The organism is Streptomyces sp. NPDC057616, assembly GCF_042800575.1.
GTDB lineage: Bacteria > Actinomycetota > Actinomycetes > Streptomycetales > Streptomycetaceae > Streptomyces.
Map to the genome: position 1 here is coordinate 23010 of NZ_JBHVGU010000010.1, position 20212 is coordinate 43221.

19 protein-coding genes and 2 pseudogenes are annotated in these 20212 nt (G+C 70.9%); 14 read left to right on the forward strand and 7 right to left on the reverse strand.

The window, feature by feature from the left end; genetic code table 11:
• The first annotated feature begins 194 nt into the window (after nucleotides 1-194).
• The 3 genes from ACFU97_RS14335 to ACFU97_RS14345 all read left to right on the forward strand — a co-directional run bounded on the left by ACFU97_RS14335 (nucleotide 195) and on the right by ACFU97_RS14345 (nucleotide 4140).
• Entirely contained in the window at nucleotides 195-1130 is a 936-nt protein-coding gene (locus tag ACFU97_RS14335) for a tyrosine-type recombinase/integrase (protein ID WP_384255421.1), read from the forward strand.
• A gap of 65 nt (nucleotides 1131-1195) precedes the next feature.
• A complete protein-coding gene (locus ACFU97_RS14340) occupies nucleotides 1196-3619 on the forward strand; it encodes a hypothetical protein (protein WP_384255423.1) in 2424 nt (807 codons plus the stop codon).
• The gene (locus ACFU97_RS14345) at nucleotides 3616-4140 is read left to right on the forward strand and encodes a DUF6262 family protein (protein WP_384255425.1); all 525 of its coding nucleotides are present in this window, start codon (nucleotides 3616-3618) and stop codon (nucleotides 4138-4140) included. Before ACFU97_RS14340 ends, ACFU97_RS14345 begins: the two co-directional genes overlap by 4 nt.
• Before the next feature lie 39 nt (nucleotides 4141-4179).
• On the opposite strand, the gene ACFU97_RS14350 is transcribed toward ACFU97_RS14345, so the two are convergent.
• Together ACFU97_RS14350 and ACFU97_RS14355 are read right to left on the reverse strand one after the other, a co-directional pair.
• Entirely contained in the window at nucleotides 4180-4653 is a 474-nt protein-coding gene (locus ACFU97_RS14350) for a diadenosine tetraphosphate hydrolase (RefSeq protein WP_384255428.1), read from the reverse strand.
• Nucleotides 4654-4781: 128 nt separating this feature from the next.
• Nucleotides 4782-4922: pseudogene (locus ACFU97_RS14355) on the reverse strand (WhiB family transcriptional regulator); the annotation flags it as partial.
• 218 nt (nucleotides 4923-5140) lie between these two features.
• On the opposite strand from ACFU97_RS14355, the gene ACFU97_RS14360 reads away from it, so the two are divergent.
• Nucleotides 5141-5929, forward strand: a complete 789-nt coding sequence (locus ACFU97_RS14360; protein WP_384255430.1) for an RNA polymerase subunit sigma — start codon at nucleotides 5141-5143, stop codon at nucleotides 5927-5929.
• Here ACFU97_RS14360 and ACFU97_RS14365 read toward each other — a convergent pair.
• Together ACFU97_RS14365 and ACFU97_RS14370 are read right to left on the reverse strand one after the other, a co-directional pair.
• Nucleotides 5844-6607, reverse strand: a pseudogene (locus ACFU97_RS14365) (sigma factor). The gene ACFU97_RS14360 and the pseudogene ACFU97_RS14365 overlap by 86 nt on opposite strands.
• Nucleotides 6608-6666: 59 nt before the next feature.
• Complete coding sequence (locus tag ACFU97_RS14370) at nucleotides 6667-8046, reverse strand: NAD(P)/FAD-dependent oxidoreductase (RefSeq protein WP_384255432.1); 1380 nt, start codon at nucleotides 8044-8046, stop codon at nucleotides 6667-6669.
• 126 nt (nucleotides 8047-8172) lie between these two features.
• Between ACFU97_RS14370 and ACFU97_RS14375 the strand changes: the two genes are divergently transcribed.
• Nucleotides 8173-9357: a Rieske 2Fe-2S domain-containing protein gene (locus tag ACFU97_RS14375; RefSeq protein ID WP_384255434.1), complete on the forward strand. Its 1185-nt coding sequence runs from the start codon at nucleotides 8173-8175 to the stop codon at nucleotides 9355-9357.
• A gap of 64 nt (nucleotides 9358-9421) precedes the next feature.
• Here the strand turns inward: ACFU97_RS14375 and ACFU97_RS14380 are convergent, their stop codons facing one another.
• Together ACFU97_RS14380 and ACFU97_RS14385 are read right to left on the reverse strand one after the other, a co-directional pair.
• Complete coding sequence (locus ACFU97_RS14380) at nucleotides 9422-9667, reverse strand: DUF397 domain-containing protein (RefSeq protein ID WP_384255437.1); 246 nt, start codon at nucleotides 9665-9667, stop codon at nucleotides 9422-9424.
• Nucleotide 9668: 1 nt separating this feature from the next.
• Entirely contained in the window at nucleotides 9669-10535 is an 867-nt protein-coding gene (locus tag ACFU97_RS14385) for a helix-turn-helix domain-containing protein (RefSeq protein ID WP_384255439.1), read from the reverse strand.
• Between the two features lie 345 nt (nucleotides 10536-10880).
• Here ACFU97_RS14385 and ACFU97_RS14390 point away from each other — a divergent pair, with 345 nt between their 5' ends.
• The 5 genes from ACFU97_RS14390 to ACFU97_RS14410 all read left to right on the forward strand — a co-directional run bounded on the left by ACFU97_RS14390 (nucleotide 10881) and on the right by ACFU97_RS14410 (nucleotide 14978).
• A complete protein-coding gene (locus tag ACFU97_RS14390; protein ID WP_384255442.1) occupies nucleotides 10881-11375 on the forward strand; it encodes an ATP-binding protein in 495 nt (164 codons plus the stop codon).
• The gene (locus tag ACFU97_RS14395) at nucleotides 11372-12073 is read left to right on the forward strand and encodes a DUF6624 domain-containing protein (protein ID WP_384255444.1); all 702 of its coding nucleotides are present in this window, start codon (nucleotides 11372-11374) and stop codon (nucleotides 12071-12073) included. Before ACFU97_RS14390 ends, ACFU97_RS14395 begins: the two co-directional genes overlap by 4 nt.
• A gap of 91 nt (nucleotides 12074-12164) precedes the next feature.
• Nucleotides 12165-12659, forward strand: coding sequence for a peptidylprolyl isomerase (locus tag ACFU97_RS14400; RefSeq protein ID WP_384255447.1), 495 nt, complete (start codon nucleotides 12165-12167; stop codon nucleotides 12657-12659).
• 154 nt (nucleotides 12660-12813) lie between these two features.
• The gene (locus tag ACFU97_RS14405) at nucleotides 12814-14046 is read left to right on the forward strand and encodes a CaiB/BaiF CoA transferase family protein (protein WP_384255449.1); all 1233 of its coding nucleotides are present in this window, start codon (nucleotides 12814-12816) and stop codon (nucleotides 14044-14046) included.
• The gene (locus ACFU97_RS14410; protein WP_384255451.1) at nucleotides 14043-14978 is read left to right on the forward strand and encodes a hydroxymethylglutaryl-CoA lyase; all 936 of its coding nucleotides are present in this window, start codon (nucleotides 14043-14045) and stop codon (nucleotides 14976-14978) included. Before ACFU97_RS14405 ends, ACFU97_RS14410 begins: the two co-directional genes overlap by 4 nt.
• A 34-nt stretch (nucleotides 14979-15012) precedes the next feature.
• Here ACFU97_RS14410 and ACFU97_RS14415 read toward each other — a convergent pair whose 3' ends face one another.
• Nucleotides 15013-15792 (reverse strand): IclR family transcriptional regulator, encoded by a 780-nt coding sequence (locus ACFU97_RS14415; RefSeq protein WP_384255453.1) that lies wholly within the window; start codon nucleotides 15790-15792, stop codon nucleotides 15013-15015.
• 233 nt (nucleotides 15793-16025) lie between these two features.
• Between ACFU97_RS14415 and ACFU97_RS14420 the strand changes: the two genes are divergently transcribed.
• The 4 genes from ACFU97_RS14420 to ACFU97_RS14435 all read left to right on the forward strand — a co-directional run bounded on the left by ACFU97_RS14420 (nucleotide 16026) and on the right by ACFU97_RS14435 (nucleotide 20078).
• Nucleotides 16026-17447 carry an MFS transporter gene (locus tag ACFU97_RS14420; protein ID WP_384255455.1) on the forward strand — a complete coding sequence of 474 codons (1422 nt, stop codon included), beginning with the start codon at nucleotides 16026-16028 and terminating at the stop codon, nucleotides 17445-17447.
• A gap of 71 nt (nucleotides 17448-17518) precedes the next feature.
• Nucleotides 17519-17998, forward strand: coding sequence for a MarR family winged helix-turn-helix transcriptional regulator (locus ACFU97_RS14425; RefSeq protein ID WP_384255457.1), 480 nt, complete (start codon nucleotides 17519-17521; stop codon nucleotides 17996-17998).
• Nucleotides 17995-19485, forward strand: a complete 1491-nt coding sequence (locus ACFU97_RS14430) for an MFS transporter (protein WP_384255460.1) — start codon at nucleotides 17995-17997, stop codon at nucleotides 19483-19485. The genes ACFU97_RS14425 and ACFU97_RS14430 overlap by 4 nt, the downstream gene beginning before the upstream one ends.
• Nucleotides 19482-20078: a cysteine hydrolase family protein gene (locus ACFU97_RS14435; RefSeq protein ID WP_384255462.1), complete on the forward strand. Its 597-nt coding sequence runs from the start codon at nucleotides 19482-19484 to the stop codon at nucleotides 20076-20078. The genes ACFU97_RS14430 and ACFU97_RS14435 overlap by 4 nt, the downstream gene beginning before the upstream one ends.
• The last annotated feature ends 134 nt before the right edge of the window (nucleotides 20079-20212 follow it).

Genomic DNA, 20212 nt, shown 5'->3' on the forward strand with positions numbered 1-20212 from the left:
GGTACTGGACGGTCGTCGATGACGGCTACGAGGTCGTGTTCATCGCTGATCAGTGGCTGAGGTTCTTGCGGTTCGGCCGAGGTCGTTCCGAGTTGACGACGAGGGCGTACGCCGGCGGGATAGCGCTGTACCTGCGGTGGTGCCGGTCAACCGGGCGCGAATGGTCCGTCGCGGCCCGGGACTTGGGCTTGTTCATGGTCTGGCTGAAGTACACGCCGTCACCGCTGGATGAGGACCCGGCGCCGGTGGTGCTGGGGCCAGGCGCCGACCCGGCTCGCAAAGAGCGGAGGGTCAACGGCGTCCTGACGGCGGTGCGGGGGCTGCTGTCCTACGCGGTGTCGGTCGGTGAGGCACCAAGGTCGGTGCTCGGGCAGATCTACGAGCTGGCCGACAGCCGGGACCTGCCGGTGGAGGCCCAGGGCGAAGACTCCGGCCTGTCCTACCGGCTGCGAGCTGTCCACCGGAGCCAGGAGCCGGAGGCCGAGGTGGACCGGGCCACCGACGAAGAGCTGGTGGCGATGTTTCTGGAATGCCGCAACGCCCGTGACCGGCTGATCGTGCTGCTGCTCGGCCGGGTCGGGCTGCGCCGCGGCCAGGCGGCCGGCCTGCACCGCAGTGACTGCCACCTGCTTCCCGACTCGCGGGCCCTGGGCTGCGACTACAGCGGCGCTCACCTCCACGTCCGGCGACGGGTGAACAGCAACCGGGCCTGGTCGAAGTCGAAGCAGGCATGGACACAGCCGTTGGACTTCCTGGTGGTCCAGGCTTTCGACCAGTACGTCGACGAGCGCCACGAAGTACTCGGGGCGGGCGGCAGCGACTTCCTCCTGGTGAATCTGTTCCGTGAGCCGCTGGGGGCGCCGATGCCGCCGGACGCGCTGGGCGAGCTGTTCGAGCGGCTGAGCCAGCGGGCCAGGCTGTCGAGGAAGGTCGGCCCCCACATGGCCCGCCGGGCCTTCGGCAGCAACGTCGCGGACGCCGGCGGATCGGTGGACGAGGTGCAGGCCCTGCTCGGCCAGACACACCCGGAATCGCCCAGGCCCTACCTGATCCCCGACCGGGCCCGATTGCGCGAGGCGATCGAGCGCGTTCCCTCCCCTCGATCCCTGCACAGGACGGTGGAGAAGTGATCGGGACACCTCTGCCGCTGGCCCATGAGCTGCAGGACCTGCGGACCAAGGTCATCATCGACGCCTTGGACGCCGAGTTCCTGAGCCTGGTGAGCTGGGACTGGGAGTCACGCGTCGTGCGCTACCCCAAGGCCCACCCGGTGCTGGGCATGCCGGACTGCGAAATCCCCGGCTGCACGAAAGGCACCCCGCTCGGCGAACCGGTCTGTATCGGCTGCCTCGGCCGCTGGCGGCGGTCCGGCCTGTCCTTCGAGGACTTCGCCGCAGTCCCGAGGAAGAGCGCCTATCACCGCTCCGACGGGCAGATCCTCTGCCGCGTCCCGGGCTGCCAGCGGCCGCCACGGCTGGTCACGCATGGTCTTTGCACCACTCACCAGGCACGCTGGCACAGCTCGTCCGAGCTGACCGTGGAGGACTTCCTGCGCAACTCCCCGCAGCAGGGGCTGCCCGGGTTCGGACCCTGCCAGGTCGCCGCCTGCTACCGGCTGCGCGGCTCGGAGCGGACCCGCTACTGCGAGGTCCACCGAGGCCGCCTCAACCGCGAACGGCGGTCGGGGACCTTCGACGGAGACGAGGAACGGTGGCGCCTGACGTCGTCGTCAGTGCCGGTCAACCGCGAAGTCAGCCTGCGCGGGCTGCCTGACCGGCTGGTCGCCGAGCTCCTCTACTGCCTTCAGATCCGCACCGCCAGGGAGGCGAAGACCAAGGATCACCGGATGCGGCACATCAGCGATCAGCTGCGTCTGCTCCAGGTCCCGAGCCTGGAGACGCTGGGAGAGGACGACCTGATCCGCGCGGGGATGGTCGATGACCTGCGGATGATCATCCGTGGCGCACAGACCGCGCTGCGCAGGCTGGGGGCGACCGCGGAGACCGAGCGGCTCAAGGACGCCTGGGACCTGTTCGTCTTCGGCCACCACGGCACACTCACGTTTAGCCGGATCCACCAGCGTCCCCTGCGCGAGGCGGTCAAGGTCTGGGCCTATGACGAACTTCCTCGGCGTCGCGGCCGGCATGTCGCCAGTTCCATGCAGAACATGATCCGCGGCATGGAACAGCTCTCGGACAGCCTGCGGCTGCAGCGAGACGACGAAGGGCACGAAATTCGGCTTCTGAGCCGCACGGACATGGTCAGCTTCTGCAACCGCGTCGCGTTCCTCGCCGAGACCGGCGTCTTCGGGGCTCACCACCGGGTCAACGTGATCCGCTACGTCCGCAGAATCGTCAACCGGATCCGTGTCCTGGGTCTCACTGGCCCAGGCCAGATGCTGGAGGGCCTGCCGGCGGACTTCTCCCTGTCCATGGAGGACATCCCCGACGAGCCCGAGGACACCGAGGCTGGACGGGACCTGCCGGACGAGGTGATGCGGGAACTTTGTGACAACTTCGATCTGCTGGAGAAGTTGAGCAACCGCGAGTATCGCGTCGCGGCCGAGTTGCTTGTCGACACCGGCCGGCGGCCGGACGAGATCAGCACGCTGGCGCTGGAGTGCCTGGGCAAGGACCCGGACGGGACCTTGGTCCTGATCTATGACAACTCCAAGAACTACCGGCTGGGTCGTCGTCTGCCGATCGCGAAGGCGACCGCCGCCGTGATCACGGAGCAGCAGGAGCGGGTGCGTGAACGCTTCCCCGATACTCCGGCCGACAAGCTCAAGCTGCTGCCGAGCCCGGTGGCCAACCCAGCAGGAACGAAGCCGATCGGTTCGATCGGCGACGCCCACCGGGCCTGGGTCAACGCGCTGCCCGACATCATGATTCCGGTCGTCGTCGAGGTCGACGGGCAGCTGGTGACGAAGCTGCTGCCGTTCGACAAGTCCAAGATCTTTCCCTACGCCTACCGGCACTCCTTCGCTCAGCGGCACGCAGACGCCAACGTCGACCCCGACGTGCTCATGGATTTGATGGACCATCGTGAACTCTCCACAACTCAGGGCTATTACCGGGTCAGCCAGGAGCGACGCCGTGAGGCCGTCGACCGGGTCACCGCGTTGCAGTTCGACCGCCGCGGCACCCGCGTCTGGCGCAAAGCACAAGGACTCCTGGACTCCGAGCACGTGCGGCGGGCCATCGGCGAAGTCGCCACGGCCTACGGCATCTGCCTGGAACCCCACAACGTCGCGGCCGGCGGCCAGAGCTGCCCACTGCGCTTCCGCTGCATCGGCTGCGACCACTTCCGCACCGACGTCTCCTACCTGCCTGACCTGGAGCGATACCTATCTGATCTCCTCCGCAGCCGCGAACGGCTGATGTCGGCCTTCGAGGCCGACGACTGGGCCCGCAGCGAAGCGATGCCCTCCGAGGAGGAGATCAGCCGGGTCCGCCGTCTGATCAACCGGGTCAAGGCGGACCTGGACGACCTATCGGATGAAGAACGTGCCCAGATCGAAGACGCGGTCGCTGTGGTCCGCCGCGGCCGCTCAGTGATGCTGGGCATGCCCCGCGTCGGCCAGCCACTTCCCGACGTCAGGCCCTGGAGGCTTCCGTGATCCCCGCCATGCGCGACGGCCGGCAGGCCGACACCGAGCGGCGCCGCCAGCGCGTCGCCACCGCAGTGAAGAACGCCGCGAGGAACGGCACGCCCATCAGCGTCTCGGCCATCGCCCGGCAAGCCGGAGTCGATCGCAGCTTCCTCTACCGTCACCGCGACCTGCTGGAGATCGTGCACGCGGCCGAGCTCGAACCTGCGACTCAGGACCCGGCAGGCACTTCGCCAGTGAGTCGGGCTTCGCTTCAGGCCGATCTCGCGAACGCCCAGGCTCGCAACGCCCGCCTTGCCGCGCGCCTCCAGCAGCTGGAAAAACGACTGTCACAGGCGCTGGGAACTCAGGCGTGGCAAGAGTCAGGGCTCGGAGCCCCAGCGGACATCGACGAACTCCAGCGGAAGGTCACGAGGCTGGAGCAGCACAACGTCGAGCTGACCTCCGCGTTGGAGGATGCCCGATCCGACCTCGATGCCGCGAGGGCGGCTAACCGGGATCTGACCAGAGCATTGAACCAACGCGGCTGAGTCAGCCGCTGAGGTGTCCGGGTCGGCGACCCGGACACCTCAAGCAAGGAGGCTGTCCAGCTCCTCGGTGATCGCCTCACGCACCACGTCGTGTTGCGAGCCAAGGGCATGTTGCTGGTCACTCCACCGCTCACGCGGGTATAGCCACACCGGACGGCTCACAAGATCAGCCGGCTCCCAGTCGAACCGCGGCCACACATGCGCGTGCAGGAAGGGGTCGGTGTTCCCCAAAATCTCCAGATTGACCCGCCGGAAGGCTGGGTCCAGCCGCCCGCAGGCACGCGCAACGGCCTCGCCTAGCATGTCCATGTCCGACAAGAAGGACAACCTCTTCGCTTTCGGCAGGTCAGAGAGCCGCTGCACCTGCGGATCGTCCGCGAGGAGAACCGAGTATCCCGGCAGGAACTGGACGTCCCCGATCACCGCAAACCCCGCCTCCAACTTCCGGAGCACCGCAGGGTTCTCGCCTCGAAGGGCACTACCGATCCGGTCATTCCGCCAGTCATGAGTCATGATCGGCGACCCTACCCAACATCAAGTAGCGCCACAGGTGTTGCACACGATACTGTCGCTCCCACCAGCGCTGAGCTGCACAAAGTGGTCTCCACTTGCCTCGTGCTACACGGTCACCCCCAGAGAAGACGGCAGACGGCCTTGGCCTCGTCGATCTGGACGAGCGCCGGACCGCGGTCGCCCACGGGGAAGAACAGCTCGGGGTCCTGTCCCAGGCAGGCGGCCCGTTCGTGCCAGGGCAGGGTGGGGTCTCCACTTACGGCCGTCATGGGAAGCGCGCCTCCAGCCTTGTCGGGAGTGGTTCCGGTCTCTGTAGTGGAGACAGGCCGGCCGGCGCAGATGTGACAAAGCAGGGGGCGTCCGCGGCGAGACGCGTGTCACAACATCCGCGGGTGCTCGGTCAGACCCAGTGAACCGACCCGGCGGGAGCGCCGCGCCGGTCGGCTCCGAGGCCGCCGAAGCCCTGGTGCGGGAGGGAGCATGCCGTATGGACGAGGCGGACGGGGTGGCGATCGCGGACCTGGTCGACGAGCGCCGGTATCTGCTGGACGTGGCCTGCCGCATGCTCGGCGGCGCCGGGGAGGCGGAGCGGGTCGTCGACGAGGTCTACCGCCTCTGGTACGGGCTGTCCGACGAGGCGCGCCGGCAGATCGTACGGCCGAGGTCCTGGCTGGCGGAGACGGCGGGCCGGAGCTGCCGGAGCCGCCTGGCCGGGACCGGGCAGGACGCGTGCCCGGCCGAGTCGGGCGACGGCGGAACCGAGCAGGGCGACGGCGGACCGGCGCCGGAGAGCGCGGGGTCGGAGACGCTGGCGCCGCACCAGCGACGGGAGACCGTGCCGATACGGCAGCCGCGCCCGATCGCGTCGCGGGAGCAGGACGCCGTGGTGCGCGCGGTGGGGCGGGCGTGTCGGGACGGGGACGGTGAGCTGCTGGCGTCGCTGCTGTGCACGGGGGCGACGGCGTACGTCGACGGCGGCGGCAGGATCAGGGCGCCGGACCGCCCGGTCCACGGAGGCCGGCAGGTGGCCCGCACGCTCCTGACGCTGCTCGCGGACCGGCCGCGCACCACCGTGAGCGCGCAGTCGGTCAACGGGCGGACCGGTCTCGTCGTCCGCTACGAGCACCGGGTCGCCGCGGTGGTCTGCCTCGGCGTCACCGATCACGGCGTCGCGCAGGTCTGGGTGATCCTCAACCCCGACAAGCTGCGGTCATGGAACCGGCCCCCAGGCCCCCCTGCCCACGGGAGCGTGAATCCAGGAACGCCGCGACCTTGACCGGGCCGAACAGCCACAGCACCGTGTGGATGCCGTCCGTCGACGCGGCCACCGTGACGAACGCGGGAGGCCCGCCGCCTCGGCGGACCACCGCGCCCGTACGCCCGTTGACGGCGCCCGGGGCGAGCAGGGCTTCCAGCGACGCCACGTCCCCGTTCCGCGCCGCCGACACGAAGGCGTGCAGCAGGCGCCGGTGCTCGGCCGCGTCCACGCTCTCCCGCTGCTCCGCGGCCAGATGCCGGCGATCTCGGGACAGCCGTGGTCGAAGGCCTCGCGCAGGACGTAGACGGGGCGTTCGGTGGGACGGAGCTTCTGCAGCACCAGCAGCAGCGCCGGTTCCAGGGCCTCGGCGCGCTGGGCGCCGAGCTCCGGATCCGCGCTGGTGTCGACGGGCTCGGGCAGCCACGGTCCGATGCAGGTCTCCCGCCGTACGCGCGCGGACCGGGCGACGTTGATGGCCAGCCGGGTCGCGGCGCTCGTCAGGAAGGCCCCGGGGCTGAGCACCACGGAGCGGTCCGTCTTCTGCCGGCGCAGCCACGCGTCCTGGACGACGTCCTCGGCCTCGGCGACGCTCCCGAGGATGCGGTAGGCGATGCCGAACAGGCGGCGCCGGTGCCGCTCGAAGACGGCGACGGCCTCCTCCAGATCGCTCCTGGTGGGAGGAGGGTCGAGATCCATGATCGGGCGGTCTCCGTTTCTTCCGGTCAGCTCTTGGAGGAAGAGTCCGACCGGGGCCGCTACCGCACCGGGCTCTCCTGCACCTCCTGCGCTTCCGGCGCCTGCTGCGCCTCCTCAACGGCGGGCCGCGGATTGCCGCTCGCCACGAACGCGTCCCTGGGGTGCTGCACCGAGGCGAGCGAGACCAGGTCCCGGCCGAACAGGGCGGCGGTGAGCCACACGGTGAGGACGCGGACCTTGCGCTCCCAGGACGGCACGGCCAGGACGTGATAGCCGCGGTGCGTCAGCCAGGCCGGGAAGCCCTTGATGACCAGGCGCTTGTACTGGAAGATGCCGCACCCCATGCCCAGCGTCGCCACCACGCCCAGGCTGGGGTGGCGGTAGTCGCGGAGGCGTCCACCGTGCAGGTCGGCGGCGATGTTCCGGGCCAGCAACCTGCCCTGGCGTACGGCGTGTTGGGCATTGGGCACGGTACGGGCGCCCGGCACGCGCGAGGCCAGGTCGGGCACGGCCGCGTCGTCCCCGGCGGCCCACGCGTCGGGAACGGGTTCGCTCTCGGTGCCCACGCGGAGGTCGGGCCGGACCACGAGCAGACCGCGCTCGTCGACCGGGAGGTCCGTGTGCTGCCGTACGACGGGGTTCGAGCCGTTGCCGGCGGTCCACACGATCAGTTCGGCGTCGAACTCCTCGCCGCTGGACAGGACGACATGGCCGTCCTCGGCCGACAGGAGCTGGGTGTCGAGGTGGACGTGCGCACCGCGGCGCTCCAGCGACCGCACCACCCAGGCACCGGGCCCGTCGCTCACCTCGGGCAGGATGCGGCCGCGCGCCTCGACCAGGTGGAAGGACAGGTCGTCCAGGCTCAGTTCCGGGTACGACGTGAGCATCGCCGTCGCCAGGCACAGCAGTTCGCCGAAGCCCTCCACGCCGGAGAAGCCGCCGCCCACGAACACGACGGTGAGCAGCTTCTGCCGTTCGGGGCCGGGCGGCAGGGAGGCCGCCCGGTCGAAGGCGGTCATCAGCCGGTCGCGGACGGCCACCGCCTCCTCCACGTGCTTGAGCCCGATCGCCTGCCGGTCGAGTCCCGGGATGGGGAAGGTCCGGGTCACGGCACGGGCGGTGACCACGAGGGTGTCGTAGCGCAGCTCGTGGTCGGGCCCGCCGGCCGGCCGGACGGTGAGGCGCCGGTCCGCGTGGCGGACCTCGACCACCGTCCCGGAGATCACGCGGGTGGTGCGCAGATGCCTGCGCAGGGACACCGCGGCGTGCCGCGCCTCGACCGAGCCGGCCGTCACCTCGGGCAGGAAGGGCTGGTACGTCATGTAGGGGCGGGGATCGACGACGGTGACCCGCGCCTCGCCGGACCGCAGCTTCTTCTCGAGACCCCAGGCGGCGTAGAAGCCCGCGTAGCCGCCACCGACGATCACAATCTCGCGCATGGTTCCCTCTGCTCCTCGTTCGTCACCGGATAGACCGGACGAGGCGCTCCGTTGTGACAGGTACAGGTTCGGCGCGGCTACGACGCGGGGACTGTCCGCGCCGGATCCCATGTGCTAAGGAAAGGGATGACCGATATCGAATCCGTCAAAACGGGGAGCGATCGCCTCTCCGGGCATCGCGCAACGAACCACGGCAAAGCCGACCTTCGGCGTATCGGGGCGCACCCCGACCACTGGTATCCCGTCGCGCTGTCCCGCGGCGTACGCGCCGGGCGCGCCGTCGCGGCCACGTTCGCCGGTGAGCGCATCGCGCTGTACCGCGGGGAGAGCGGGACCGTGCACGCCCTGGAGGACCGGTGTGCGCACCGGCAGGTGCCGTTGAGCATGGGCGTCGTGGAGGGCGAGACGCTGCGCTGCTGCTACCACGCGTGGGCCTACCGGGGTGACGGCCGCATCTCGCAGATCCCGTATCTGTCCAAGGGCGACGGCAGGCCGCCGCGCGGGGTGCGCGGCTATCCGGTCCGTGAGGCGTACGGCCTGGTGTTCGTCTTCCCCGGCGACCCGGAGCGGGCGGAGACCGTCCCGCTGCCCGCGCTGCCGGCCTTCGGCTCGGCGCGCTACCGGACCATGACGTACTCGCGGACCGTGCGCTGCCACTACTCGTTCATGCACGAGAACCTCCTCGACATGAACCACCAGTTCCTGCACCGGGGCGTCGTCGGCAAACTCCGTCCCGAGCTGCTGGGCCACCAGGCGGACGCGCGGTCGGTGGAGGCGAGATACCGCTTCACGCACGCGGGAGGGAAGCGGAACCGCGGCGCCGGCATCCTGGCCGGCGAGGGCCTCACGGGGCGCGGCTCCAGCGATGTCATGACCATTCGCACGGAGTATCCGTACCAGACGCTCGACCTGGTGCCGGAGGGCGCCGAGCGGCCGGCGTTCCGGCTGTGGGCCGCGTACGTGCCGCGGGACGCCGAGCAGCGGGTCTGTCACACCTACGGCCTGCTGATGATCGAGAGGCCCCGGGTGCCGGGCGTGCTGCAGCTGGCCTGGCCGCTCATCCGGCGCTTCACCGAGCGGGTGTTCGCCGAGGACCGGATGGCCGTCGAGGCCGAGCAGCGGGCCTGGGACGAGCAGGGCGGGGACCGCAACCACGAGGTCTTCCCGCTGATCCTGAACGTCCGCGAGGTGCTGCGGAACAATGGCGTCCCGCTAGGGTCCGCGGACGGCCGTGCCGCCGGCCCGGTGTGCGGCGGCACCGCGTCGGCGGCCTGCCACCGGCACGAGGAGCCGGGCGCGCCCGCCGGGTGACGGCTCGCGTGCTCAGGCGGCACCCCGTGCCCGCCGGCTCCGCGCGCCCAGGCGGCTTGCGCGCTCAGGTGACGAGGAAGTCCGCCTGGCCGGCCTTGGCGCCCCGCAGGAAGCAGATCATCTCGTCGCGGGTGTAGACGAGCGCGGGCCCTTCGGGATCCGCGGACTGGCGGAAGGCGACGCTGCCGTCGGGCAGCCGCTTCGCCTCGACGCAACTGCCGCCGTTGGTCCCGCTCCAGGGCTTGTGCCATCCCTCGGTCCCCAGGTCGGCGGCGGGCATACCACTGCGGACGCGGCCCTCGACTCCCATGTCACAGCTCCTTACGCAGGTCACCCAGGATTTCCTGGGTCCGTGTGGCCGGCTCCGCCTGCGCGGACATCCGGTCCAGGACGTCGAGATGGGCGGCGACGTCTTCGGGCCGGTCCGTGTAGACGGCGCCGGTGAGGTTCTCGGCGTACACGACGTCGGGCAGTTCGGAGAATCCGAAGCCGAAGTACTGGAAGGGGCCGAAGGCGCCGGGGTGGGCTCCCACGGAGACGGGCATGACCTGGATCCGGACCTGCGGCCGGGCCAGGGACTCGACCAGCCGGTCGAGCTGAGCCCGCATCACCTCGGCGCCGCCGACGGGCCGGCGCAGCACGGTCTCGTCGAGGATGGCCCACACGGCGGGTCCGTCCGGCCTGTCGAGGAGGTCCTGGCGCCGGAGGCGCAGGGAGACGCGTCGGTCGATCTCCTCCTCGGACGTGCCGGGGAAGCCGGTGCGCAGGAGCGCCGTCGCATAGTCGTACGTCTGCAACAGGCCCGGGACGTAGTGCGGTTCGTACAGACGGATGACGCCGGCTTCGCTCTCCAGGCTCACATACGTGCTGAACCACTCGGGCAGCACGTCGCGGAAGGTGTGCCACCAGCCGGGCCGGTTGGCCTCCTTGGCGAGGGACGCGAAGGCGTCGATCTCCGGCGCCGGGACCCCGTAGCGGTTCAGCAGCTCCCGTACGTACGGGATCCGCAGCCCGACCTCGGCCTTCTCGATCCTGCGGACCGTCAGCGGCGTCACGCCGAGGACCCGCGCCGCCTCGTCGAACGACACCCCGGCCCGCACGCGCAGGGTCCGCAGGCGTCGGCCCAGGACGATCCGCAGGACCGTCGGCGCGCTGCCGCCCGAGCGGTTGTCCCCCACGTTCCACCTCCCGGAACGGCGGTCACGCTCTGCAGTCTGCCACGACCGGCGTGACGCCGACAGAACGATTCGATAGATCTGAAATTATCGGAACGAAGGTTGCGGGCTGCGTTTGCCGGACGTCATAGTGATCTGGTGACCTGTCGAGCTGCGCGCTTACGTGGTGCCCAACTGCCGTTGGCACCAAGGGAACTGATGTTCCGACGGGTCGGCCGGTTCACCTCACCTCCGGACCTCGGCACACCGGCCCACCGCCGGCGCCGACGGCCACCGGGGCAGCCACCCCACATCAGGGCTGCGTACGAAGGAGGTTCGATGACGGCCTTCAGGGCTTCATCGCGCCACATGCCGTCACCCCCAGCGGCACCCGACGCGGACACCGCCGTCGCCCCCGTGCCGATCGCTCAACTCCCGCCCTCCAGACCCGTGGTGGACGAGCTCCTGCGCACCACCTTCCCGGCCGACCCCTCCTGGGGCACCGCGGTGCGGCGTCTGGTCGTCGAGCGGCTGGCCGCGCTGCTGCCGCATCCCGAACGGCTCGACGACGCGGCCACGGCGACCGGCGAGCTCTTCGCCAACGCCGTCCGGCACGCCAGCCGCGGCCCGGACGACACGGTCACGGTGGCCATCGAGTGCACCGAGCACACGCTCCGCGTCCTGGTCGCCGACCGCTCCCCCGTGCCGCCGCGGCCGCGGCCGGCGGACGAGGTGGCCGAGTCGGGGCGCGGGCTCGCCATCGTCTCCGCGCTGACCGACGGCTGGGGCACGGCGCCACCCGAACCGGGCGCGCCGGGCAAGCGGGTGTGGTTCGCGATCGGACGACGGGGAGCGGCACCGTGAAGGGCGCGACGGGACGCGTGGGCGGCGGCGTGAACGGCCTCGTGCACGGCGACGGACTCCGCGACGCCGTACGAGGGGACGCCGTACGGCGGGACACCGAACCTCGCGCCACCGAACCGCGCGACGCTGAGGCGCGCGACACCGCGCCCTCGCTGGCCGCCGCGCCGGACCTCTCGGCCGCGTCCGCCGCACCCGCGCCCCTGGCGACGGCCTCGGCCCTGGCAGCCGAGCTGCTGCGCCGGGCCGACGAGGACCGGCAGCTGACGCGCCAGGCGCACGCCGACCCCACGCCGCTGCGCAAGCACCGCATCGCCCAGTGCCACCGCGACAACGGCCAGGCGCTCGCGGCGATCGTCGACCGCCACGGCTGGCCGCACGCGCTCCTGGTCGGCTCGCCCGCCTCGACGGCGGCCCTGATGATCCTGCTGCACGCCCCCGACCTCGGCTTCCGGCTGAGGTGCCGCGACCTGATCGCGCACGCCACGGCGGACGGCCACGTCCCCGCCATCCACCTCGCGTACATCGCCGACCAGTGCGCCGTCGACCTGGGGCAGCCGCAGTTCTACGGCACGCGGATCAATCCGCGCACGCTGCGCCCGTATCCCATCCGCCGCCCGGGGAGCGTCGACGAGCGCCGCGGGGACGTCGGCCTGGGCCCGCTCCAGGAGCAGTTGCGGGCCCTGCGCATCACGGGCTGACACACGCCGGGCCGCCGTTACCACGCCAGGTCGGACACCTGCGCGTGGGGCCTGTTCGACCTGGGCGCGCCAGTTGTGGAGAATCAGGGCCATGAGCGAGAACGTTTATTTCGAGATTTCGGCCAATGGCGAGAAGCTCGGCCGCGTCGTCTTCCGGCTGTTCGACGACGTCGTGCCGAAGACCGCGCGGAACTTCCGTGAGCTGGCGACCGGCCAGCACGGGTACGGCTACAAGGGTGCGCCCTTCCACCGGGTCATCCCGGAGTTCATGCTGCAGGGCGGTGACTTCACCAACGGCAACGGCACCGGCGGCAAGAGCATCTACGGCGAGAAGTTCGCGGACGAGAACTTCCAGCTGAAGCACGACCGGCCGTTCCTGCTCAGCATGGCCAACGCGGGCCCCGGCACCAACGGCTCGCAGTTCTTCATCACGACCGTGGTGACGCCGTGGCTGGACGGCAAGCACGTCGTCTTCGGTGAGGTCGTCGAGGGCGAGGACGTCGTCAAGGCCGTCGAGGCCCTCGGCAGCCGTTCGGGAGCGACCGCCAAGAAGATCATCGTCGAGGACTCCGGCGTCGTCGCCTAGTCCCCGCATCCCACCCAGGCCAGGCAGCTCCTGCTGCCTGGCCTTTTTTGCGCCCGCAGCACCTGTCCGGTGTGTGGACACCGGTTGACCACTCTCCGGAACACTCACATTATGAGTGCAGCACTCAGAATGTGAGCACAGAAGGGTGTGCGAGATGAGCAGGGAACGTTCCACGGAGTCCGCGGGATCGGAAGACCTCTTGGCGGGACTGCGCGTGCTCGAACTCGGCAGCTTCATCGCGGCGCCGTCCGCGGGCCGGCTGCTGGCGGACTTCGGCGCCGACGTGGTGAAGGTCGAACGGCCCGGTACGGGCGACGAGTTGAGGCGCTGGCGACTGCACGAGGGCGACACCTCGCTGCTGTTCCGCGTGATGAACCGCAACAAACGGTCGGTGACCCTGGATCTGCGGACGGACGAGGGCCGCGAGCTGTGTCTGGACCTGATCCGCTCCTGCGACGTCGTCCTGGAGAACTTCCGTCCGGGCACGCTGGAGCGCTGGGGCCTCGGCCCGGAGGAGATCCGCCGCGTCAATCCCCGGGCCGTCCTCGTGCGGATCTCCGGGTACGGCCAGAGCGGCCCGTACCGCGACCGGCCGGGCTTCGGCGGTGTCGCCGAGGCGGTGGGCGGGCTGCGTCATCTGACCGGGTATCCGGACCGGGCGCCGACCCGCGTCGGCATCAGCATCGCCGACCAGATAGCCGGTCTGTACGCGGTGATCGGCGCCCTGATGGCGCTGCACCGGCGCGACCGCGACGGCCGCGGCGAGACCGTGGACGTGGCGCTGTACGAGGGCATCTACTCGCTGATGGAGTCCCTGGTCCCCGACTTCGACGCGTTCGGCGTCGAACGCGAGCGCACCGGCAGCGCCCTGCCCGGCGTGGTGCCCTCCAACACCTACCGGTGCGCGGACGGCAAGTACGCCGTGATCAGCGGCAACGGCGACGCCATCTACCGGCGGCTGATGGCACTGGTCGGCCGCCCCGACCTGGCCGCGGACCCGGCGCTCGCCGACAACGCCGGACGCGTGGCCCGGGCCGACGAGCTGGACGAGGCGATCGGCGCCTGGACCGCGACCCTGCCCTGCGCCGACGTACTGCGCGCCCTGGAGCAGGCCGCGGTCCCCGGCGGCCCCATCTACACGGCGTCGGACATCCTCGACGACCCGCACTACCAGGCACGCGGCATGCACGAGCGGCATCCGGTCGCCGTGGCCTCCGGCGACAAGGCGGAGGTGGTCTTCCCCGGCGTCGTGCCGCGGTTCGAGGACCGGCCGGGTGGCACCCGGTGGCTCGGCCCCGACCTCGGCGAGCACACGGACGACGTCCTGGACTCGCTCGGCGTCGGCGCGGCCCGGCGCGAGCGGCTGCGTGCGGAGGGGGTCCTGTGACCACCGAACCGGCGGCCGAGCGGCGGGTCGAGCAGGTGCTCATCACCGACGTCCTGCTCCGTGACGGCCTGCAGATCGAGCCCGTCACCGTGCCCACCCCCGACAAGATCCGCCTCGCGTACGGCCTGATCGACGCGGGTCTGACCTCCCTGGAGGTCGGGGCGTTCGTCCACCCGAAGAAGGTGCCGCAGATGGCGGACACCGACCCGCTCGTGGCGGCCCTGCAACCGGCCACGGACGCCGCCCTGCACACCCTGGTGTTCAACGAGCGGGGCGCGCGGCGCGCCCTCGCGGCCGGCGCCCGGCACGTGCGCTTCGTCGTCTCCGCGAGCGACGGCCACAGCCGGGCGAACGCCGGCGCGGACACCCGCGGCGCCCTGGAGCGGCTGGAGCCCTGCGCCCGGCTGCTGAACGAGCACGGCGTACGCCTGGAGGCCTCGATCGCGACCGCGTTCGTCTGCCCCTACGACGGGGAGACGCCGCCCGCGCGGGTGGTGGAGGTCGCCCGCCGGCTCGCCGAGACGGGCGCCAAGGTCATCCACCTCGCCGACACGATCGGCGCGGCCAGTCCGGCGCACATCCGCCGTACGGTCTCGGAGGTGCGCGCAGCGCTGCCCGGGCAGGCGCTCGGGCTGCATCTGCACAACACCTACGGCATGGCCTCGGCCAACGCCTGGGAGGGCGTCCAGCTGGGCATCCGGCGTTTCGACGCGGCGCTGGGCGGGATCGGCGGCTGCCCGTTCGCACCGGGTGCGGCGGGCAACATCGCCACGGACGACCTGGTCAACCTCTTCCACCACGTCGGCATCGCCACCGGGGTCGACACCGTGAAGCTGGTGGCCGTACGCGACCAGCTGCACGCGCTGCTCGGCAGGAGGCTCGAGTCCGCGCTGTCCTCGGTGCCGGCCACGCCCGTACCCCTGCGGATGTGAGAGCGGAGACGTGAGGGACGGGGAGGGCGCCCGGTCAGTGCGCCCCTGGGCGGTGACCGAGCCGGCGTGAGGCGTCCTCCGCGGCGGCCACCACCTTCGGCGCGACGGTGCCGACGTCGGAAGGGGTCAGCCGCTGCGTCGGCGCGCCGACGCCGAGCACGGCGACCAGTTCGCCGGTGAGGCCGAAGACCGGGGCGCTGACCGAGGCCGCCCCCAGGTCGCGCTCCTCGAACGAGGCGGCGTACCCGAGTTTGCGGATCTCCTCCAGCTGCTGGTCGAGCAGGTCGATGTCGACGATGGTCCGGGCGGTGTGCCGGCTCAGTCCGTGGCTGACGGCGGCGGAGCGGGCCAGGGGGTCGTAGGCCATGAAGACCTTGCCCGCGGAGCCCGCGTGCAGGGCCATGACCATGCCCACCATGAACAGGCGCATGACCACGTGGTGGGTGTCGGCGATGGAGACCACGGTGCGGTAGGCGCCGTCGCGCACGTACAGGCACGCCGTCTCGCCGGTGGCGTCGCGCAGGTCCTGCAGCGCCGGCCTGGTCAGGCGCACCATGTCCAGGCCGAAGGTGCCGGGAGCCGCCCAGCGCACCAGGCCGAGGCCGATGCGGTAGCCGTCCTCGTCCCGGTCGAGGAACCCCTCGCGGACCAGGTTGTGGACGAGGCGCTGGCAGGTGCTGCCCGGCAGCCCCGTCTTCCTGGTGATCTGCTGCAACGTCAGGCAGGGCTCCGTGATGGTGAAGCACTCCAGCACCTGGCGGAACTTCTGCAGCACCAGGATCGGCGGGATGCCGCTTTTCTCGCCCGCACTCACCACTGGTCTCCTCTCCCCCGGTCGTTCCCCCGGCGGTCCGCAGTGCGCGGACCGGTGCCCAAGATTACTGAGCGTGGCCCGGACAGCGGCCGGTCGGTCTGGTTCCGTTTTTCGTTGGACTTTGCACAACTCGTGGGCACCAGGCCATTGACGTCAGACCATGACCGCCTCCAGAGTGAGTCGCGTAACCACATCGTGAGTCTATTACTCACTTTCCGCTCGCTGGAGGGCCCGTGAAGGACGTCTCGGTCGCCACCAGGCTCGATCGCCTCCCCATCACCCGTATACATCTCATGGCCGTCCTCGTGGTCGGCCTCGGTATCTTCTTCGATCTCTACGAGGTCTTCCTCGCCGGCACGGTCAGCACCGCGCTCAAGGACGACTTCCACGTCGGCGAGGACCAGCTCAAACCGCTCCTGGCCTCGGCCTTCGTCGGCGCGTTCATCGGCGCGGTCGTCATGTCCCGCATCGCCGACCGCCTCGGCCGCCGCAGGGCCTTCTATCTCACTCTCGCCGTCTACTCCGCCTTCTCGGTCCTCGCGGCGTTCAGCCCGAACGTCGAGATGCTGATCGTCTGCCGCTTCCTGGCCGGCCTCGGCATCGGCGGCGAGCTGCCGCTGTGCGACGCCTATCTCTCGGACCTGCTCCCCAAGCGCCACCGCGGCCGGCTCATCGGCTGGGCCTACACGGTGGGCTTCTGCGGCGTGCCGCTCGCCGGCTTCCTCGCCCTCGGCATCGTCCCCCACGCCTACCTGGGCGTCGACGGCTGGCGCTGGATGTTCCTGATCGGCGGACTGGGTGCGGCCCTGTGCTGGGCCCTGCGCCGCCGGCTTCCCGAGTCGCCGCGCTGGCTGGAGGCGATGGGCCGGCACGAGGAGGCCGACCGTGTCGTGCGCCTCTTCGAGGAGTCGGCCCACCGGAACACCGTCGCACCGTCGCAGTCGCAACCCACGGCCGCGCCGGCCCCGGCCGAGAACGCGCCGGCCGAGAAGGCCCCGCTGCGCCAGCTGGTCACGCCGCCCTGGCGCACCCGCACCATCATGCTGGTGATCTTCCAGATCCTTCAGGTCTTCGGCTACTACGGCTTCGGCACCCTGGCTCCGCTGGTACTGGCCACCAAGGGCTACGACATCGTGCACAGCCTGACCTTCAGCGCGCTGTCGTTCGTCGGCTACCCCATCGGCTCGCTGCTGTCGGTGTTCGTCATCGAGCGGATCGAGCGCAAGTACCTGATCATGCTGTCCGCCTTCGGGATGCTCGCCTTCGGTCTGGGCTTCGGCTACGCCCACAACACCGCGACGATCGTCGCCTTCGGCTTCTGCTACACCCTGGTCAGCAATCTCTTCTCCAACGCCTACCACGTCTACCAGGGCGAACTCTTCCCCACCCGGCTGCGTGCCACCGGGGCCGGCGGCGCCTACTCCCTCAGCCGCCTCGCCTCCGCTGTCATGCCGTACGTGCTGCTCCCGCTGCTGATGAACCACGGCGCCAACGCGGTCTTCGTCTTCATCGCCTGCGCCATGACCGCGGTCATCGTCAACATCGGCCTGCTCGGCCCGCGCACGACCGGCCGCTCGCTCGAAGAACTCACGGCCCCCGGCACCCCCGCGGCCGTCGGCACGAACGTCCCGGTCAGGACCGCCCAGCAGCCGTAGGCTTCATGCCGCTCCCGAAAACTCCTCAAGCAACTTGGCAAAGTTGCTTGAGGAGTTTTACGGTGGTCGGCATGACCGCCGACCCCAGCCCGCAGCAGTCCACCGCCTCCGCCGAAGCCGCGCAGCGCCTTCAGGACGCGATGAAGCGGCTGCGGGCACGCCTGCGTGCGGAGTCGGGGCAGAACGCCACCGGACTGACCCCCACGCAGATCGCCGTCCTCGGCCGGATCATCCGGCAGGGCCCGCTCACCGCGGCCCGGCTCGCCGCGCTGGAGCACGTCAGCGCACAGGCCATCGCGCAGAACCTGACCGTGCTCAAGGCCGCCGGCCTGATCCACACCGCCCCCGACCCGCAGGACGGCCGCAAGAAGCTGGTCAGTGCCGACAGGTCCGCGACCGAACTGCTCGACCGGCTGCTGACCGGCCGCTCCGACTTCCTGGTGCGGGCCCTCGACGCGGTCATCGCCCCCGGCGAACGCGCGGACGTGGAGAAGGCCGTCGAGATCCTGGAGCGGCTGGCCGACGCCGACCTGCGCGGCGGCGGCATATGAGCCGCAGCACCGGCGAAAGCGCGACGCCCGAGCCGCGGCACGAGCCCTTCGCCTGGTCCTTCACCACCCCGCTCTACGTCGGCTCCGCCCTCAACCCGATCAACAGCTCCATCGTCGCGACCGCCCTGGTGCCCATCGCGGGCGATCTGCACGTCCCGGTGGGCGCCACCGCCGTCCTCGTGTCCTCGCTCTATCTCGCCAGCGCCGTCGCGCAGCCCACCGCGGGCAAGCTGGCGGAGGTCCTCGGCCCGCGCCGCGTCTTCGTCTCCGGCATCCTGCTCGTGCTGCTCGGCGGTCTGATCGGCGGTCTCGGCCAGAACCTGGCGACGCTGACGGTCGCCCGGGTGCTGATCGGCGTCGGCACCTCGGCCGGCTTCCCCTGCGCGATGGTGCTCATACGGCGCCGCGCCGCACAGGCCGGCCTGGACGCACCGCCCGGCGGCGTGCTCGGCGGCCTGGCGATGGCGGGCATGGCCACCGCCGCCGTAGGACCGCCCCTCGGCGGTCTCCTGGTCGGCGCCGCGGGCTGGCGCTGGGCCTTCCTCGTCAACCTGCCGGTCACGGCGATCGCCCTGACGATGACCTTGCGGCGGCTGCCCCGGGACCCCGCCCCGGACCGTGCGCACAGCGGCTTCCGGCAGATCGCCGACCGCATCGACCTGCCCGGCATCGTCGGCTTCGCCGCGTCGATGACCTCGCTCGTCGTCTTCCTGACGGCCCTCCCCCACCTGAGGTGGGCCGCCCTGGCCGTCTTCGCCGTGACCGCGATCCCCACGGTCGTGTGGGAGCTGCGCAGGACCGCGCCGTTCTTCGACTTCCGCGGCCTCGCCGCCAACGGCGCCCTCGCCCGCACCTACCTCCGCCAGGCCCTCGCCCTGCTCGGCGTCTACACCGTCATGTACGGCATGACGCAGTGGACGGAGGCCGCGCACGGCTACTCCACCGTGGCGGCCGGGCTCCTGCTGCTGCCGATGGGTGCCGTCTCCGCGCTGCTCTCGCGCCCGCTGGCCCGCCGCAACCAGGTGCGCGGCCCGCTGATCGCGGCCGCCGTGACGATGGTGCTCGGCTCCGGGGGCATCGTGCTGCTCACCTCGCACAGCCCGGCCGTCGTGATCGTCCTGGTCTCCCTGATCTTCGGCGTCACCTCGGCGGCCGCCACCGTCGGCAACCAGACCGCCCTGTACCTCGCGGCGCCGGCGGATCAGATCGGCACCGCCTCCGGCCTGTTCCGGACCTTCGGCTACCTCGGCACCATCACCTCCTCCGTGATCGCCGGCATCGTCTTCCGCGACGGCGCGGGCGACCACGGCCTGCACACCCTCGGCCTCGTCCTGGTCGCGGCGGGCGTAGCCGTACTGCTGCTCACCGTCCTGGACCGCCGCCTCGCGGCGCGCGGGACGCAGGCCGCGCCCGAGGCCTCCCGCCCCCACACCCCTGTCCTCACTGCCGATACAGCAACGAACCCCCGCAAGGAGCACCACGCATGACCACCCCCGCCACCCCCTCGATCGACCCCGCCCGGACGGCCCTGCTCGCGATGGACTTCCAGAACGGGATCGTGGCGCAGGTGCCCGAGTCCGACGCGCTCGTCAACCGGGTCAAGGACGTGATCGCCGACGTCCGCGCCGCCGGCGTCACCGTCGGCTACGTCCGCGTCGCCTTCACCGAGGACGACTGGGCGACGATCCCGGCGACGAACAAGACGTTCAGCGCGGTCGCCGCCGCGAAGCTGATGCACCACGAGGACGACGCCACGAGGATCGACACGCGCATCACGCCCGAGGACGGCGACATCGTCGTCCGCAAGATCCGCTTCGGGGCGGGCTCGACCACGGACCTCCACGAGCAGCTGCGCGACCGCGGCATCGACACCCTGGTCCTCTCCGGCATCAGCACCAGCGGCGTCGTCCTGTCCACCCTGATCGACGCGGCCGACCGCGACTACCGCGTCTACGTCCTCACCGACGGCGTCGCCGACTCCCGTCCCGAGGTCCACCGGGTGCTCCTCGACGAGGTGTTCCCCTCCCGCGCCCACCTGATCGACACGGCGGAGCTGCGGGAGCTGCTCAAGACCGCCTGACGCGCACCGCCGGAAGGGGGGGGAGGGGAAAGGAAAAAAAAGAAGGTGTCCCCTCCTTGCGTTTCCTTTCCCCTCCCCCCACAAAAAAAGAAAAAAAGCAGTGGCAGAGAGGCTTCAGTTTCCGGGGGGGAGAT

Excerpts from the sequence above, each read along its gene's own strand:
- ACFU97_RS14335 (WP_384255421.1), top strand. The coding sequence starts at position 195 with ATGGTCTGGCTGAAGTACACGCCGTCACCGCTGGATGAGGACCCGGCG.
- ACFU97_RS14350 (WP_384255428.1), bottom strand. The coding sequence starts at position 4,653 with ATGACTCATGACTGGCGGAATGACCGGATCGGTAGTGCCCTTCGAGGC.
- ACFU97_RS14360 (WP_384255430.1), top strand. The coding sequence starts at position 5,141 with ATGGACGAGGCGGACGGGGTGGCGATCGCGGACCTGGTCGACGAGCGC.
- ACFU97_RS14370 (WP_384255432.1), bottom strand. The coding sequence starts at position 8,046 with ATGCGCGAGATTGTGATCGTCGGTGGCGGCTACGCGGGCTTCTACGCC.
- ACFU97_RS14375 (WP_384255434.1), top strand. The coding sequence starts at position 8,173 with ATGACCGATATCGAATCCGTCAAAACGGGGAGCGATCGCCTCTCCGGG.
- ACFU97_RS14380 (WP_384255437.1), bottom strand. The coding sequence starts at position 9,667 with ATGGGAGTCGAGGGCCGCGTCCGCAGTGGTATGCCCGCCGCCGACCTG.
- ACFU97_RS14390 (WP_384255442.1), top strand. The coding sequence starts at position 10,881 with ATGCCGTCACCCCCAGCGGCACCCGACGCGGACACCGCCGTCGCCCCC.
- ACFU97_RS14400 (WP_384255447.1), top strand. The coding sequence starts at position 12,165 with ATGAGCGAGAACGTTTATTTCGAGATTTCGGCCAATGGCGAGAAGCTC.
- ACFU97_RS14405 (WP_384255449.1), top strand. The coding sequence starts at position 12,814 with ATGAGCAGGGAACGTTCCACGGAGTCCGCGGGATCGGAAGACCTCTTG.
- ACFU97_RS14425 (WP_384255457.1), top strand. The coding sequence starts at position 17,519 with ATGACCGCCGACCCCAGCCCGCAGCAGTCCACCGCCTCCGCCGAAGCC.
- ACFU97_RS14430 (WP_384255460.1), top strand. The coding sequence starts at position 17,995 with ATGAGCCGCAGCACCGGCGAAAGCGCGACGCCCGAGCCGCGGCACGAG.
- ACFU97_RS14435 (WP_384255462.1), top strand. The coding sequence starts at position 19,482 with ATGACCACCCCCGCCACCCCCTCGATCGACCCCGCCCGGACGGCCCTG.